The organism is Micromonospora sp. NPDC051296, assembly GCF_040682255.1.
GTDB classification, from domain to species: domain Bacteria; phylum Actinomycetota; class Actinomycetes; order Mycobacteriales; family Micromonosporaceae; genus Micromonospora; species Micromonospora craterilacus.
The window spans coordinates 1-16156 of record NZ_JBFBAO010000132.1 but is presented as its reverse complement, the minus strand read 5'-3'; the positions used below and the strand labels follow the sequence as shown (position 1 = coordinate 16156).

Annotated in this window: 13 protein-coding genes and 1 pseudogene; 3 read left to right on the top strand and 11 right to left on the bottom strand. The window is 73.6% G+C overall.

Annotated elements, in window-relative coordinates:
- The 3 genes from AB0M52_RS16055 to AB0M52_RS16045 all read left to right on the top strand — a co-directional run.
- Nucleotides 1-763 (top strand): ABC transporter permease (locus AB0M52_RS16055; protein WP_363953863.1); only part of this gene is annotated, 763 nt, incomplete at its 5' end.
- Nucleotides 760-1869, top strand: a complete 1110-nt coding sequence (locus AB0M52_RS16050; RefSeq protein WP_363953861.1) for an ABC transporter ATP-binding protein — start codon at nt 760-762, stop codon at nt 1867-1869. The genes AB0M52_RS16055 and AB0M52_RS16050, both read left to right, overlap by 4 nt.
- Nucleotides 1870-1878: 9 nt before the next feature.
- Nucleotides 1879-2721 carry an AraC family transcriptional regulator gene (locus AB0M52_RS16045; protein ID WP_363953859.1) on the top strand — a complete coding sequence of 281 codons (843 nt, stop codon included), beginning with the start codon at nt 1879-1881 and terminating at the stop codon, nt 2719-2721.
- On the opposite strand, the gene AB0M52_RS16040 is transcribed toward AB0M52_RS16045, so the two are convergent.
- From AB0M52_RS16040 to AB0M52_RS15990, 11 genes and pseudogenes are all read right to left on the bottom strand, one after another.
- A complete protein-coding gene (locus AB0M52_RS16040; RefSeq protein WP_363953857.1) occupies nt 2696-3127 on the bottom strand; it encodes a DUF2000 domain-containing protein in 432 nt (143 codons plus the stop codon). The two genes, AB0M52_RS16045 and AB0M52_RS16040, sit on opposite strands and share 26 nt — an antisense overlap.
- A 102-nt stretch (nt 3128-3229) precedes the next feature.
- Nucleotides 3230-4423 (bottom strand): annotated as a pseudogene (locus tag AB0M52_RS16035) (heavy metal translocating P-type ATPase); the annotation flags it as partial.
- 24 nt (nt 4424-4447) lie between these two features.
- The gene (locus AB0M52_RS16030) at nt 4448-5116 is read right to left on the bottom strand and encodes a hypothetical protein (RefSeq protein ID WP_363953855.1); all 669 of its coding nucleotides are present in this window, start codon (nt 5114-5116) and stop codon (nt 4448-4450) included.
- A 208-nt stretch (nt 5117-5324) separates the two neighbouring features.
- Nucleotides 5325-6101 carry a zf-HC2 domain-containing protein gene (locus tag AB0M52_RS16025; protein ID WP_363953853.1) on the bottom strand — a complete coding sequence of 259 codons (777 nt, stop codon included), beginning with the start codon at nt 6099-6101 and terminating at the stop codon, nt 5325-5327.
- Nucleotides 6098-6790, bottom strand: coding sequence for a sigma-70 family RNA polymerase sigma factor (locus AB0M52_RS16020; protein ID WP_363953865.1), 693 nt, complete (start codon nt 6788-6790; stop codon nt 6098-6100). Before AB0M52_RS16020 ends, AB0M52_RS16025 begins: the two co-directional genes overlap by 4 nt.
- 84 nt (nt 6791-6874) lie before the next feature.
- Nucleotides 6875-7732, bottom strand: coding sequence for a fused MFS/spermidine synthase (locus tag AB0M52_RS16015; RefSeq protein ID WP_363953851.1), 858 nt, complete (start codon nt 7730-7732; stop codon nt 6875-6877).
- Complete coding sequence (locus AB0M52_RS16010; protein WP_363953849.1) at nt 7732-8697, bottom strand: hypothetical protein; 966 nt, start codon at nt 8695-8697, stop codon at nt 7732-7734. Before AB0M52_RS16010 ends, AB0M52_RS16015 begins: the two co-directional genes overlap by 1 nt.
- 37 nt (nt 8698-8734) lie before the next feature.
- Complete coding sequence (locus AB0M52_RS16005; RefSeq protein WP_363953847.1) at nt 8735-11209, bottom strand: SMC family ATPase; 2475 nt, start codon at nt 11207-11209, stop codon at nt 8735-8737.
- Nucleotides 11209-12357, bottom strand: a complete 1149-nt coding sequence (locus AB0M52_RS16000) for an exonuclease SbcCD subunit D (RefSeq protein WP_363953845.1) — start codon at nt 12355-12357, stop codon at nt 11209-11211. Before AB0M52_RS16000 ends, AB0M52_RS16005 begins: the two co-directional genes overlap by 1 nt.
- Before the next feature lie 15 nt (nt 12358-12372).
- Nucleotides 12373-14124, bottom strand: a complete 1752-nt coding sequence (locus tag AB0M52_RS15995; protein WP_363953840.1) for an ATP-binding protein — start codon at nt 14122-14124, stop codon at nt 12373-12375.
- 179 nt (nt 14125-14303) lie between these two features.
- On the bottom strand, nt 14304-16156 hold a 1853-nt coding region (locus tag AB0M52_RS15990; RefSeq protein WP_363953838.1), incomplete at its 5' end, for a helix-turn-helix domain-containing protein.

Sequence of the window (16156 nt, the reverse complement as noted above, 5' to 3'; positions counted from 1 at the left end):
CGCGCTGCTGCTGCCCGCCGCGCTCGGGCTGCTGTTCCTGGTGCTGCCGCTGGTCGGACTGCTCGCCCGCACCCCGTGGGCCACCCTTCCGCAGCGGCTCACCGAGCCGGGCGTGCTCACTGCGCTACGGCTGTCGGTGCAGACCGCCACCCTCGCCACCCTGCTCTGCCTCGCCCTCGGCGTACCCCTGGCCTGGCTGCTGGCCCGGGTCCAGTTCCCCGGCCGGCGCGTGGTGCGCGCCCTGGTCACCGTCCCCCTCGTGCTGCCGCCGGTGGTCGGTGGCGTGGCCCTGCTGCTGGTCTTCGGTCGACGTGGGCTGATCGGCTCGTGGCTCGACGAGACGTTCGGCATCACGCTGCCGTTCACCACCACTGCGGTCGTGCTCGCCGAGGCGTTCGTCGCCATGCCGTTCCTGATCATCGCGGTAGAAGGGGCGCTGCGCGGCGCCGACACCCGCTACGAGGAGGCCGCAGCCACCCTCGGCGCCGGGCGGTGGACCACCTTCACCCACGTCACGCTGCCGCTCGTCGCGCCGGGCATCGCCGCCGGAGCCGTGCTCTGCTGGGCTCGTGCCCTCGGCGAGTTCGGCGCCACCATCACCTTCGCCGGCAACTACCCCGGCCGTACGCAGACCATGCCGATCGCCGTCTACCTGGCCCTGGAGACCGACCTGGAGGCCGCGATCGTGCTCAGCCTCATCCTGCTCACTGTCTCCGTGGTGATCCTGGCCAGTCTCCGCGACCGCTGGGTCAGCGCACCATGACCGCCGGCCAGACCACGCTCGGCGCGGAGGCGCGCCTCGGCGCGCCGCTGCTCGACGCCCACCTCGTGGTGGACCGGGGTGCCTTCCGGCTGGACCTGCCGCTGACCATCGACCCGGGCGAGGTCGTCGCGCTGCTCGGTCCCAACGGCGCCGGGAAGACCACCGCCCTGCGTACGCTCGCCGGCCTGCTTCCGCTCTCGGCCGGGCACCTCACCCTGGCCGGCCGCGACCTCGACCACCCCGACCGGCGGGCCTGGACCCCCACCGAGCGGCGCCCGATCGGCGTGGTCTTCCAGGACTACCTGCTCTTTCCGCACCTCAACGCGCTGGACAACGTCGCGTTCGGCCCGCGCCGGCACGGCCTGAGCCGGCAGCAGGCCCGACACCGTGCGGCCGAGTGGCTGGCGCGGATGGGGTTGACCGAGCACGCTCGCCGCAAGCCACGGCAGCTCTCCGGCGGGCAGGCGCAGCGGGTCGCCCTCGCCCGCGCGCTGGCCGTCGAGCCGGCGCTGCTGCTGCTGGACGAGCCCCTGGCGGCCCTGGACGCCCGTACCCGGCTCGACACCCGGGCCCAGCTCCAACAGCACCTCGCCGCGCACGCCGGGGCCACGCTGCTGGTCACCCACGATCCGCTCGACGCCCTCGTGCTCGCCGACCGGCTGGTCATCATCGAGCACGGTCACGTCGTCCAGGAGGGCAGCGCGGCCACCATCACCGCCCAGCCCCGCACCGACTACGTGGCCCGCCTGGTCGGGCTCAACCTGTACCGGGGCCGCGCCACCGGGCACAGCATCCTGCTCGCTGACGGGTTCCGGTTGACCACCGGCGAACAGCACGACGGTGAGGTCTTCGTGGCCTTCCCGCCGTCGGCCGTGGGCCTGCACCCACGGCAGCCCGACGGCAGCCCGCGCAACACCTGGCCGGCCACCATCGCCGGCGTCCAGCGCCACGGCGACAACCTGCGGATCCAGCTCACCGGCCCGATCGAGGTGGCCGCCGACGTCACCCCGGCCGCCGCCGCCCAGCTGAAGCTGGCCCCCGGGCAGCCGGTGTGGGCCGCGGTCAAGGCTGCCGAGACTCGCGCCTACCCGGCCGCGCCCGGTTAGAGTTCGGCGGTGTCCGGGTCGCCGCACGTACGGGTCTGGTCCCCCTCGGTCAGCGGGATCACAGAGGTGCTGCACGCGCAATTCACCGACCACGCCTACCCGATGCACACCCACGGCACCTGGACTCTGCTGACGGTCGATGACGGAATCGTCAAGTACGACCTCGACCGGCACGAGCACGGGGCGTTCCGCCAGGTGGTGACCCTGCTGCCGCCGGACGTCGCGCACAACGGCTGTCCGGTCACCCCGCACGGGTTCCGCAAGCGGGTCCTCTACCTCGACCCCGCGCAGCTCGGCGAGCACCTGATCGGCCGCGCCGTGGACCGGCCGGCGTTCGACGACGCGGCCCTGCGGCGGCGGATCGACCTGCTGCACGCGCGACTCGCCGAGCCCGGCAACGAGTTCGCCGCCGAGGTGCACCTCGCCTTCGTCGCCGAGCGACTACAGGCGCACCTCACCCGGCGTACGCCCGGGGTCGCGGCGGTGCACGACCCACTGATCGCCCGCCGCCTTCGCGACCTGCTGGACGAGCGCTTCGTACCGGGGGTGACCATGCGGGAGGCCGCCGGCATCCTGTACGCGCACCCGACGTACCTGGTCCGGGCCTTCTCCGCGGCGTTCGGCATCGGGCCGCACCAGTACCTGGTCTCCCGCCGCGTGGACCTGGCCCGGCGGCTGCTCCGGGAGGGGATGCCGGCCCGGGAGGTGGCCGTCGAGGCCGGCTTCTACGACCAGGCCCACCTGAGCCGGCACTTCAAGCGGATCCTCGGCTTCAACCCCGGCCAGTACGGCTCCAGCGCGCTACGCCCGGGTCGACCCAGTCACGTCACGGGTGCATCCGGGCGCCCTTGAGTACCTTGTCCACCACGTTCTTCGGGCCGTACACGGCCAGCCCGACCAGGTCGAGGTGGTCGCGCCCGACGGCGCGGACCGCTGCGCGGTTGTCCCGGTCGTTGCCGGTCCGGAACAGGTCGGAGGTGAAGACCGACAGCGGCAGCCCACGGGCGACGGCGCGCTGGTGGGCAGCAGTCAGGGTTTCCTTCGCGCCGGCGAAGACCAGCACCGGCTGTCGGAACATCGGCAGGTAGGGCGTGCCGTCGGCGTCGGCGTACGGCTCGCCGATCGCCTCGGGCACGGCACTACCGACGCCGCTGACCAGGAACGCCGTCATGTTGAGCCGCTGCCAGGTCGGCAGGTCGTCGCGGAGCAGGACGGCGATCTTGGTGTCAAAGCGTGCGGGTTCGGTGCCGGTTTCCATGCCGTCGAGTTTCACCGCCGCCGCCGGCCCCGGTCTTGTACGAAGTTTCCCGGCCCGCTTACGCGGCACGGTCTGCTCCCCGGGGCCTGGTTCCCCCGCGCTTCAGTCCGTCGCACGTAGGCGGACCCGGCGCAGCAGTTGGGCGTTGAGCGCCACCACGATCGTCGAAGCCGACATCAGCACGGCAGCGACCGCCGGACTCAGCGCCACCCCGGCCCAGGCCAGCACGCCGGCGGCGAGGGGCAGCGCGACCACGTTGTAGCCGGCGGCCCAGGCCAGGTTCTGGATCATCTTCCGGTACGCGGCCCGGGACAGCCGGATGACCCCGGTCACGCCGCGCGGGTCGGACGAGGCGAGCACCACGCCGGCGGACTCGATGGCCACGTCGGTGCCCGCGCCGATCGCAATGCCCACGTTCGCCCGGGCCAGCGCCGGAGCGTCGTTGACCCCGTCGCCCACCATCGCCACCCGCAGCCCTCGCCGTTGCAGGTCCGCCACCGCGTCGTCCTTGTCGGCCGGCAGCACCTCGGCGAAGACCTCGTCCTCGCCCGAGCGGAATCCCAGGTCGGCGGCGACCGCCTCGGCGACCGGACGGGCGTCCCCGGTGATCATCACGATCTTCCGGACGCCCTGCCTCCGCAGGTCGGCGATGGCCTGCCGGGCCTCCGGCCGTACCTCGTCCTCCAGCGCGAGGGCGCCGAGCACGGTAGCGCGGTTGTCGGCCAGGTTGTCGGGCAGGCGAAGCAGGTGCAGCACTGCGGCCCCCCGGTGGGACCAGTCGTGCTGGTGCCGGGCGAGGTCGTCGGGCACCGTGGCGTCGAACTCCCGCAGCAGCGCCGGACCGCCGACGGCGTAGCTCGCGCCGTCGACCTGGGCGCGCACGCCACGACCGGTCAACGACTGGAATCCGGTCGCCGTCCGCCGATCACCCTGCCGGGCGGCAGCCGCCACGATCGCCCGAGCCAACGGGTGCTCGCTGTCGGCCTCCACCGCCGCCGCGATAGCGAGCACGTCCTGCTCGCTGGTGCCGGCGGTGGCGGCGACCCCGGCGACCGCGTGCTCGCCCCGGGTCAGCGTGCCGGTCTTGTCGAACAGCACCGTGTCCACGGTGCGCATCCGCTCCAGCGCCAGCCGGTCCTTGACCAGGATGCCGCCCTTCGCGGCCACCGCCGTGGACAGCGCGATCACCAGCGGGATGGCCAGGCCGAGCGCGTGCGGGCAGGCGATGACCAGCACCGTCACGGTGCGTACCACCGCCTCGTTCAGGTTGCCCAGCGTGGACCACACCACCAGGGTGCGGCCGGCCACCGGCTGTCCAGGTCAGTACGTGTAGTCGGAGTCGGAGCTGTCGGACTTGGTCTTCGACGGCGGGGCGACCGCCTTCGGGGTGCCCTTGGGCAGGCACTCCAGGTTCTTGCTGCCGTCCGGGTTGACCACGAACCAGGTGCCGCCGACGCCCTGGCCCTTCCACTGGCCCGCCTTCTTGTCACCGATGTAGGTGTAGAGCGGCCAGCCGTCGAGGGTGATCTGGCGGGTGCCGTCCTCCCGGGTGATGGTGCCCACCGCGTCGTCGGAGACGCCCTTCAGCTGCGGGTTGCCGTCGGTCAGCGCCGGCGGCCACACCTCGGCGCACTGGTCGACGCAGTTCGACGACGGCGGGTCGTTGGTGTCGCGGTCGAATCGGTACAGGATGAAGCCGTCCTGGTTGACGACCGCGCTGCCCATCCGGGGGAACTTCTTGCCGGTCAGGCTCGCGGTCAGCTCGACGCCGTCGGGCAGGGGAGCGTCGGTCTCGGCCTCCGCGCCCGGTGAGGCCGAGGCGCCCGGCTCCGCGCTGGCCTCGGGGTCGGCGGTCACGGTGGGCTCGGCTGCGGCGACGGCGACCGGCTCGGCCGCGCCGGAGTTCGATCCGTCGTAGCCGGCGGGAGCGCAGGCCGTCAGTGCGACCATGGCGCTCGCGACGACGACGGTCCGCTTCATCTTTGCCACGTGCCCTCCTCATGCTTGACAGTCACCGATATGTACGGGAACAGGGCTGTCAAGGTTGAACGCGAAATGGTGGCCAAGCCCACAATGGGGTCGTTGAACCGTTGGTCCCATCTCTGCGTAGGAGTGCGTATCCGCTGGCCAACGCCGCGAAGGCCCGCCTCCGAGGGAGGCGGGCCTTCGTTCGGGCCTTCGTGCGGGTGGGTACGGGTCAGGGGGCGGGGACCGTCAGCAGCGGTTGGCCGACACCCTTGCCGTCCACCTCCTGCACCTCGAAGTGCTTGATGTCGTCCAGTTTGGTCGACGTGGTCGCGGAGAGGGCCGCCAGCTGCGGGTTGCTGTTGGTGCCGTACCCGCCCGGCGGCACCGTCCAGGTCGAGACGACCTCGGTGCTGGAGTCCTCCCGGACCACGACCAGGCGGCAGGTGCGCGGACCCGGCAGCCGGCCGAGGGTGAAATCGACCTTGGTGCCGAAGTCCTTCGAGATGAGCCAGAACGTCGACTGCACACCGGTGCTCGGGTCGGTGACGTCGACCTGTTCGCCTTCCTGCTCGTTGCCGCCGATGTTCGGGCCACCCGGGTTGCCGGAGCCACCGCCCGGCGGGTCGAACGGAGCGGTGGTCGGCCCGGCGATCGACGGCGGGGTGCTGTCGCCGGCCAGGTTGCTGAACACGACCCCGGTCAGCCCGCCGAAGACCACCACGGCCGCCGCGGTGGCCAGGATCTGTCGGAACCGGGCCTTCCTTCGGTGGGTACGCAGCGCTACCAGCGTGCGGTCCAGCAGGACCGGATTCGACTGGGTCTGCTCCATCGCGGTGATCGACTCTTCGTCGATGTCGGAGAGCAGCCCGACCACCGGCACCATCGACTCCAGCTCGGCGGCGCAGGCCCAGCAGGTGGCGAGGTGTTCCTCGAACCGCTCCATGTCCTGTTCGTCCAGCACGCCGAGCGCGTACGCGGCGACGTCCATGTGGTCTACCCGGCTCATTCCGTCACCCCCCTCTCCTGCAGAGCTGTGCGCAGCGCGCGCAGCGCGTAGTAGACCCGCGACTTCGCGGTGCCCAGTGGCAGGCCGAGCTCCTCGGCCGCCTCCGGCACCGTACGGCCCCGGAAGTACGTCGCCACCAGGATCTCCCGGTGCGACTGACTCAACGTACGCAGTGCGTCCGCGACCGTCATCGTCCGGAGCACCCGGTCGGTGCTGTCCGACTCGGCGAACGCGGTCAGGTCCCGGTCGTACGTCTCGGCCGGGCGGGCCTGTTCGCTGCGGTGCTCGTCGATGGCGATCCGGCGCGCCACCGTGACCAGCCAGGGCCGCAGCGACCCCTGCCCCTGCGTGCCCAGCCGGTGGGCGTTGCGCCAGGCCCGCAGCAGCGTCTCCTGGACGATGTCCTCGGCCCGCTGCCGGTCGCCGCCCGTCAGCCGCATCACGAACATCAGCAGCGGGCCGGCGTGCTCGGCGTAGAGGGTGCGGATCAGCTGGTCGGAGTGGGCGGCCTCGGTGGTCGCGGCCTGGTGGCGGCCAGGGGCGGGTCGCGGCGTCACCGGGCTATTCTGGCGAGTCGTCGCGCGGGAGTCGACCCCACGGGTGGACGTGGTCGGCCGCGACTGGGACCGGGCGGACATCCAGTCCACCCGCACCCGGTCACCGTGCCAACCGGCCGCCAGTGCGTGCATGCAGACCTCCGAGATGTCCATGGACAGAAGCCGTCCCCCCACGGGCATGGCTGCCGGGTGGTACGCACGGCCGCACCGAACGGATCAACGTCGGACGGAAAAAATTCCCGGCGGTGGGGGAGTGGAGTCGGTGGCGTCGCTGTCGTGCACCACCGCGGCGCCCCCGACGAAGCGGTCGAGCTCCGCGTCGGCGAGCACCCGGCCGGGGAACCAGTCACCGGCCGCCCGGCGGGCCAGCGCCGCCACCGGTGGCTCCTGACGGCCGGCGACCAGCACCAGGTTGCCGTAGCGGCGACCGCGCAGCACGGCGGCGTCGGAGACCAGGCAGGCCCGGGGCAGCACCTCCCGCACGGTGGCGACCTGCCCGCGCGCGTAGCGCAGCGGGGGACCGTCGGCGAGGTTGGCGAGGTACCAGCCCGCCGGGCGCAGCACCCGGGCCGCCTCGGTGGCGTACTCCACCGAGGTCAGCCGGGCCGGCGTCCGGGCACCGGCGAACACGTCGGCGACCACCACGTCGTAGCTGTCGTCGCGGCTGGCGGCCAGCGCCGCGCGGGCGTCGCCCACCCGCACCTTCAGCCGTGGGTCGGCCCGCCACGGCAGCGCCCGGCGGACCAGCTCGAGCAGGGCGCCGTCCACCTCGACGACCCGCTGGGTCGAGCCGGGCCGGGTGGCGGCGACGTACCGGGGCAGGGTCAGCGCGCCGCCGCCCAGGTGCAGCACCCGCAGCGGGGCGCCGGCGGGCGCGATCAGGTCGATCGCCGCGGCCAGCCGGCGGACGTACTCGAATTCCAGGTGGGTCGGGTCGTTCAGGTCCACATGCGACTGTGGTGCGCCGTCCAGCAGCAGCGTCCACGACCCGGACCGGTCCGGATCGGGCACCAGCTCGGCGTGCCCGGTGTCGACCCGCTCGGAGATCCGGTCGGCCTCGCGCCGCCGGCCCATCAGCGCTCGGTCCCGGCGGCGGTGCGGGCGGCGGCGGTCAGCACGCGGTGCAGCAGCCGGGCGTCGCCCAGCCGGGAGCGCAGGAGACGTTCCAGGCCGGCGATCGGGACCAGGTTCTGCGGGGCCCGGGGGTCCTTGTACGGGGTGGAGGCGAACCGGGGCAGGGTGACCAGCGACAGGTCGGCCAGCCGCACCGCGTCGACGATCTCCAGGTCGGCCGAGCACTCCATCCGCACGATCCCCGCCCATGGTGCCCCGGGGGCCACCGGCAGCCGCAGATACCACGACCAGCCGCCCCAGGCGGTGCCGAGGCGGAACACCGGCGAGCGGTGCCCCGGTGCCAGACCGGTGACCACCGACGTCAGCCGAGCGTCGAGGTACTGGCTGTGCTGGGTCTTGATGTAGCCGACAGTGCGCGGCAACTGCCGCCGGTTGCGCAACGGCCCGTCCACCACCAGCAGGTCACCGTCGGTACGGGCGGCGGCCGAGACCTCCACCTCCAGGGCGGTCAACGGCCCCTGCACCGCGGCCGGCAGCTTGGCCAGCTCCCCGGAGCCGCTCACCCGGTGCACCGGGTAGCGGACGTTGCCGGCCACCACGTCGGTCGCCGACGGGCTGGCGGTGAACAGCCCCCGACCCACCTTGGCGCCGGCCAACTGCGCCGCGCCGCGCTCCAGGTCGCAGCGCACCACTCCGGCGGCGTACGAGGCGGCCAGACCGGGGTACGAGCCGCCGTCCTCCTCGGCCGTCCAGACGCTGGCGTCGATCCGGCGTACCCCGTCGACCAGCAGCACCACGTCGGGGGCCCGGACGCCGGGACGGGGGCCGATGGCCCGCCAGTCCACCACGGGCAGCTCGTGCTCCGCCTCGACCTGGGCGCTGCTCGGCGCGGCCGGGCCGCCCGCCGACGCCTCGAACGACGCCCCGTAGGCCGGGTCCCAGGCATCGACGAAGAACCGACTCATGCGGCTGGCCTCTCGTCCGCGACCGCAGGGCGCACGCTCATCGGCCGGTCCGTTCCACCCGGGCCGAGCGGGCATCCTTGCTCACCTCGAAGCGGACCGGGATGCGCTCGGCCAGGGCCGGCACGTGGGTGACCACGCCGACCATCCGGTCACCCCGGGCGGCCAGGTTCTCCAGGGTGGCGGCGACCGTGTCCAGGGTGGCCGCGTCGAGGGTGCCGAAGCCCTCGTCCAGCACGATCGACTCCAGGCTGGCCGCGGTGGTGGACATCCCGGCCAGCTGCTGGGAGAGCGCCAGCGCCAGGGCCAGCGACGCCTGGAACGTCTCGCCGCCGGACAGGGTGCGCACCCCCCGGCGCAGGCCGGCGTCGTGGTGGTCGACGACGAAAAACTCGCCCTTGTCGTGAACCAGGTCGTACTGCCCGCCGGACAGCTCCCGCAGGATGCCCGACGCGCCGTCGACCAGCAGGTCCAGCGCCTCGGCCAGCAGCCACCGCTCGAAGTTGTTGGCCCGCAGGTGCCCGGCCAGTGCCCGGGCCACCTGCGCCTGACGCTCGTGCTCCGCCCGCTGCGTACGCAGCTCCCCGGCCTGCTCGCGGCGCTCCACCAGCCGGCGGCGTTCGGCCTCGGCCCGCTCCACGGCCACCGTGGCGGCGCGGACCGGATCGTCGGGGGCGGGCAGCCCGGCGTCGGCGAAGATGCCGGCGATCCGCGCCGTCACCGTGCCGGCCGCCGTCTCGGCCTCGGTGACCGCCGCCGCCAACCCGGCCCGCTCCGACCGGCGGCGCTCCGCCTCGGCCTCGGCCCACCCGGCCAGCACGGTCCAGGCCCGGGCCACGTCGTCCCGGTCGGCGGCCGGCGGCCCGAACCGGGCCAGCCCGTCCCGGGTGTCGTCGAAGCGCCGCCACGCCGCCCGCAGCCGCTCCTCGGCCGCGTCCACCGCACCGCGGGCCCGCCGCGCGGCTTCCCGGCCGGCGCGGACCGCCGTCGCCGCCTCGTCCAGCCCCAGCCGCAGCCGGGAGTGCTCGGCCAGCGTGGCCCGCAGCGCCTCGGCGGTGGCCGCGCCGGCGAGCCGCTCGTCCAGCTCCGCCAGGCGGGTCCGCAGCCCGTCGTGTTCGGCGCGGGCGCGCAGCAGCACCCGGTCCAGCTCGCGGGCGGCCGTGTCCCGCTCGCCGACCATCCGCTTGGCCGCCTCGCTGGCCACCCGGGCGGCCTTGCCGGCGGCGACCGCGCGGGCCACCGCCGAACCGGCGGGAATTGCCGGCACCCGGGCGACGGTCTGCTCGCAGACCGGGCAGGAAGCCCCGTCGGTCAGGTGCGCCCGCAGCGCCACCGCCTGGTCGGCGGCCTTCGCCTCCTCGTGGGCCTGGAACGCCGCGGCCAGTTCCGCCTCGGCCCGCTCGGCCGCCGCCCGCGCCTCGGTCAGCGCCCGCACGGCCACGTCGTGCTCGGCGCCGGCGGTCTCCACCTCGGCCCGCACCTGCTCCGCCCGGCCGGTCAGCTGCTCCCGGTCGGCGTAAGCCCGCAGCGCCAGCCGCAGGGTGCTCTCGTCACCGGCGGCGGCCAGCTCCCCGCGCAGCTTCTCCTCGCGCTCCTCGGCCAGGGACACCGCGTTCGACGCCGCGTCGGCCTCGGCCCGCGCGGCGGTCACCGCCCGGGCCACCTCGGCCACCCCGTCCGGTGCCCGGACCGCGCCCAGCACGGCCAACTCGGTGTCCAGCGCGGCCAGCGCCGCGCTCGCCTCCCGCGCCGTCGCCCGCGCCGCGTCCAGCTCCGGTACGGCGGCGATCACCGCCTCGGCCAGCTCCGTCATCCGGTCGACCTGGCCGGCGACCCGCTCCAGCGTGCTGTCGTCGACGTCGGCGAGCCCGGCCAGCAGCTGGTCGACCGCCTCCAGCTTCGCCTCGGCCTGCCCGGCCCGGGTGGTGGCCCGCTGCTGCACCTGCTCGTAGACGCCGAGGCCGAGCAGGTTGACCAGGATCTGCTGCCGGGTGGCGGGCCGGGCGTGCAGGAAGTCGGCGAACTGCCCCTGTGGCAGCACCACGCAGCTGGTGAACTGCTCGTACGGCAGGCCGACCGCCTCCAGCACAGCGGTGTCCATCTCGGCCGGCGTGCCGGCGACCACCTCGCCCAGATCGTCCGGGCTGAGCCCGGTGTCCAGTTTGGTGACGTCGAAACCGTCGGGCATCAGCTGCAACCCGGCGTTCGCGGTCTTCGCGTTACCCCGGCTGTCCCGGCGCACCACCCGGGTGGCGACGTAGCGGGCGCCACCGGACTCGAAGACCAACCGGACCCGCGCCTCGGTCGCCGACGGAGCGAGGGCGTTGCCCAGCCCGCGCGTGCCACCCCAGCGGGGCACCGTGCCGTAGAGCGCGAAACAGATCGCGTCGAGCACCGTCGACTTGCCGGAGCCGGTGGGCCCGACCAGGGCGAAGAAATCCGCGTCGGTGAAGTCGATGGTGGTCTCGTCGCGGAAGACGGTGAAGCCGGCCATGTCCAGCCGCATCGGTCGCATCAGTGATCAACCTCCTCGAGCAGCTCGTCGAAGAGTTCCCGGACGCCGTCGTCGGCGTGGCCACGGCTGTCCAGGTAGTCGGCGAACAGCTGGCGGGGCGAGCGGCCGGAGCGTTGGGCGACCCGGGTGCCGCTGCCCGGTGCCGGCACCAGCTCCGGGTCGATGCGGATCTCCAGCGCGCGGGGGAGCAGCTCCTGCACCTCCTCGCGCAGGCCCGCGCGGGGCTGTTCGCGTACGTAGACCCGCAGCCAGCCCTCCGGCGGGGTGATCTCGGCGAGCTGGGCCAGGGTGCCGCGTACCGTGTGCAGCGCGGTCGCCGCGGTGACCGGCACCTCCCGGACCTGCGCCGCCGTGGTCGCGGTGACCTCGACCAGGGTCACCGACGGGACGTTCTCCTGTTCGCCGAAGTCCACCGCCAACGGGGCGCCGCTGTAGCGGATCGGGCACGGCCCCTGGACCCGCTGGGCGCGGTGCAGGTGCCCCAGCGCGACGTAGTGCGCGGTGCCGGGGAACACCGTGGCCGGCACCGCGTAGCCCATCACGGTGTGCGCGTCCCGCTCGCCGCCGCCGGAGGCCGCACCGACCACGGTGAGGTGGGCGGTGACCAGGTGCACCCGGTCGGGCTCGGTGAACCCGTCGGTCAGCCGGGACAGGATGCGACCCAGGTGGTCGGCGTACGTCTGAGTGGTCTCGGCGGCGGTCAGTTCGTACATCTCCACCGCGCGGACGGCGTACCGCTGGGACAGGAACGGCAGCGCGGCCAGCCGCCAGCGTTCGCCGCCGGCGGTGGTGCCGTCGATGACGTGCTCGGCCGGGTCCTCGCGTACCCCGCCGCGCAGGGTGATGCCGGCGGCCTCGGCCCACGGCCGCAGCGCGTCCAGCGCCGGGCCGTTGTCGTGGTTGCCGCCGATGGCCACCACGTCGGCGCCGGTGCGGCGCAGCGCGGTCAGTGCCCGGGTGACCAGGCGGGTGGCCTCCGGGGTCGGCGCGGCGGTGTCGTAGAGATCCCCTGCGATGACGACCAGGTCGGGCCGTTCCTGCCGGGCGATCTCGATGACGCCGGCCAGCACCTGCTTGTGCTCCTCGGCCCGCGACTGTCCCTTGAGGACCTTGCCGACGTGCCAGTCCGAGGTGTGCAGGATCTTCAAGGCAGAAGCCCCCTGTCAGAACGGGATGTCGTCGTCGGCGCCGCCGCCGGAGCCCACCACCGCGAACGGGTCGGCGGACTGGGTGATCGAGCGTAGGGTCTGCGACGGTGCGGCCCCGGCCTCGGAGACCCGGGTCGCCCAGGCCGGGAAGGGGAACTCCAGGCAGAGCGGGACGGGGATGTCGGGCTGGTTGACGAACATCGTGCCGGGCTTGGCCAGCAGTGCCCGCTGCCGCTGCGCGGGCGGCAGGAAACCGTATTCGGGGCGGGACGCCTCGGCCGGGTCGAGCCGGCCGACCACCCGGATCGCCGAGTTGGTGACGATGCGCCGTTCCACCTCGCTGGCGGTCTGCTGCGCGCCGATGAGGATCACGCCGAGCGAGCGGCCCCGCTCGGCGATGTCGAGCAGCACCTCCTTGATCGGCGACGAGCCCTCCCTGGGGGCGTACTTGTTCAGCTCGTCGAGCACGACGAACAGCAGCGGCTTGGCGGTGCCGGCCTTCTCCTTGCGCTCGAATTCGCTCTTGAGCGTCACGCCGACCACGAAGCGCTGTGCCCGATCCGGCAGGTTGTGCAGGTCGACGACGGTGACCTGGGCGGACTCCGAGGTGTTGATCGAGTGTGGGCGGCGGGTGGCCAGGTCGCCACGGATCAGCCGGGACAGGTCCTTCTTGCTGCCGATCAGCCGGCGGGCGAAGGCGTTGACCGTGCCCAGGCCCACCGCGCTGCCCGCCCAGTCGCCACGGGTCTCGTCGTCGCTGAGCTGCTCGACGATGTGGTCGACCAGGTCGGCGTAGGTGCCGAGGCGGGTGCCGTCGATGCTGACCCCGCCGTCGGCGGGCTGCGCGTACCGGGCCAGGTGCGCGGCGACCGAGTGGACCACCATCGTGTACTGCTGGCGCTCGTCGTCCGCGTCGGCGAAGACGTACGGCAGGAGGCGGTTCGCGCAGAACTCGGTGAGCGTCCAGTAGAAGCTGTCCACGCCGGTGAGCCGGCTGCTCACGTCGGGCGTGCCGGACGAGTCGCCGACCCGCGGCGGGGCGTACACCCGCACGTCGGGGAAGGCGTCGGCGACCAGGCCCAGCCGGGCGTACCCGGCCCGGGTGGCGTCGTCCAGCCGGACGTTCGGGTGGTCGAGGAAGAGGAGATCCTCCCCCTTGACGTTGAAGATCAGCGCCTTGGCGTTGACCGCGTCGCCGCCGAGCTGCCCCGAGCGGAACACCGAGTAGAGCAGGAAGGTGGCGAAGCTGGTCTTGGTGGCCACCCCGGAGATCCCGGAGATCGACACGTGCGCGCCCCGGGTGCCGTCGAGGAAGTCGGCGTTGAGGTAGACCGGCACCCCGTCGCGGCCGGTGCCCATCGGGATCCGCCGTTCCATCCGGTCGAAGTGCAGCGCCCGGGCGCGGGCGTCGCCCTCGGCCCGGTGCACCAGCGCACCGGGCTGCGGCGGCACGTAGAACTCCGGATCCACCCGGGTGGTGGTGATCTCGGCGGCCTCCTGCACCTGCGCCGGCAGCGTGCCGTCGGCGATGGCGAACACGTCGGAGTCGAACTGGGCGCCCTCGTGCCGGGCCCGGACCTGGGTGACCACCCCGGCGATGGTCACCGGCTCCCGGTCCGGCAGCTCGCGTCGGGTGACCACCACGTCGTCGAGCTGCAGGTAGCTGCCGGGGGAGACCGCCGTCCAGAACTGCAGCGGGGTGGCGTCGGCGGTGCCGAGCACCCGGCCGACCCCCTCGCCCGGGCGGTCGAATCCCTCGTCAGTCATCGGGCAGCTCCGGTCGGCTGGTCGTCGCGGTCCGCACACACGCCCTGCATCCTGCCGGAGGAGTACGACAGGCCGCCACGCGACGCGGCGGAGACCACGCCGCGGCATCGCGACGACCGCGTAGCGCGACGACTCGTCCACGGCGCGTGCCGGTGACGGCGGGCCGGACCCGCGTCGGGTTATCGGCCGCGGCTCGGCGGGAACCCGCTCGGGTCGAACCGGCCGGCCAGCTCCCGTACGGCCGCCTCGTAGACCGGGTCGGTGTGGTAAGGCCAGTGTCGGTTGATCGGTGGGGGGACGGTGTCGTCGAGTTCGACGGTGATGCCGCTCGGGTCGCGTAGTCGTCGGTCGACGGTGCCGGCGGGCCCCTGGGCTCGGGGCGGTTCGCCCGGTCGGTGGGCGGAGAACAGCGGGCCACCGATCGGGTCGGTGTTGCGCCACAGGTTCACCCATCGCCAGCCGATCCGGTTGCCGACCTCGTCCAGCACCTGATTGCCGAGGAAGGCCGGGCAGAGTCGGGCGTAGAGCCGGTGCAGCGGGCTGCCGTGGGTCAGCAGCGCCACCCGGGGCAGCACCTCCTCCGGCAACTGGAGCAGGGTAGCGGCGGCGAGGACGGAGCCGTGGGAGTGGCCGGAGAGGATGACGCCGCCCCGGGTGGTCAGCGCGGTGATCCGCTTGGCGAGTTCCGGCACCGCCCGTTCGGCGTAGCAGGGCGGTGCGAACGGGTGCACCGTACGAGGCCAGAAGGTGCCCAGATCCCAGATCACGGCGACCGTTCGCCGAGTTCCCTCCGACCGGTAGGACAGCAGCCCGAGCACGACGATCCCGAGCCCGACCAGACCGATGACGTAGATCCCGGCATCGGTCGCGAACGCGAGTTCCTTCGAGCCGGAACTCTCGGTGTTGATCAGCTTTCGGCGCAGGTCCGACGGCCCGATACCGACCAGGTCCAGCGCGACCATGGCGACGCCGAGCAACGACAGCACCAGGAAGACCACGAAGACCGGCGCCAGTTGCTCGGCGATCGCGGCTCGGGCGATGGTCTCCCGGACCGTGGTCCGCCGGGGCAGGGCTTCCGGCGGTGGGTCGGGAAAGTCCCGCCGGACGATCCCCTCGGCCATCCGGCGGCGGCGTCGCCGGGTCGCCATAATCCGATAGACCGTGGTCGCGGCGACGACCATCACCGCGACCAGCCCGGCGAGCGCCGCCCAGCGGTAGGAGACCGGCGGCTCCAGCGGCGGCGCGCCGGGCACGTTCGGCCGGACCGGGTTCGGGATCTCCCCCCGGTCGAGGAAATCGGCGACCCGGTACACCAGGGCGGCGGAGAACCCGTACGCGGCGGCGACCGCCGCGGAGGCGAGTACCGGGGTGGCCAGCCCGCCCAGCCACGACGAGCCGGCACCCTGGCTACGTCGCCGCTGATGCACAGTGGCGACGACGAGGGCAACCAGCGCGGCCGCCTGGATCGCGATCAACGCGGCGACCGCCCGCTCGTATCCAGGCAGCTGCTCGCGTACCGGCTCCGGCTCGAGCGGTACCGCGGTGTACGCGAGGGCCAGCAGGGTGAACACCGTCGTGGTCCGCCGCAGCGTGCCGATACCCCGGAGGTCGACCGGTCCACGGCTCGGCCCTTCCGATCGGGCCCGGGCGGGCAGGCAGACCAGGACTATGCCGGCCGCCAGCAGGACGCAGGCGAACGCGAAGAGCGCGTACGCGACCGGGGTGGCTCGGATGCGGATCTGTGCGCCGAGCAGGATGGCGTTGAGCACGCTGAGCCCGATCGCGACGTGGATGGCGCGCAGTCGCTGCACCACGAGCGCGTCGTTCCAGAAGTCCGGGCGGTCGATGCGGTCCTCTCCGCCGCTGGTGCGGTCCTGGCCGCGCGCGGCGGGGAACGCCTCGAACGCCCGGGCGGACCGTTCGCCGAGCCACCACAGCAGATGACGGTTGCGGCGTACCTCGCGGCTGATCGTGGATCGGTCACGGCCCAACTCAGCCGCGATAGACGCCTGGCAGGCGCCCTCCCGCAGCC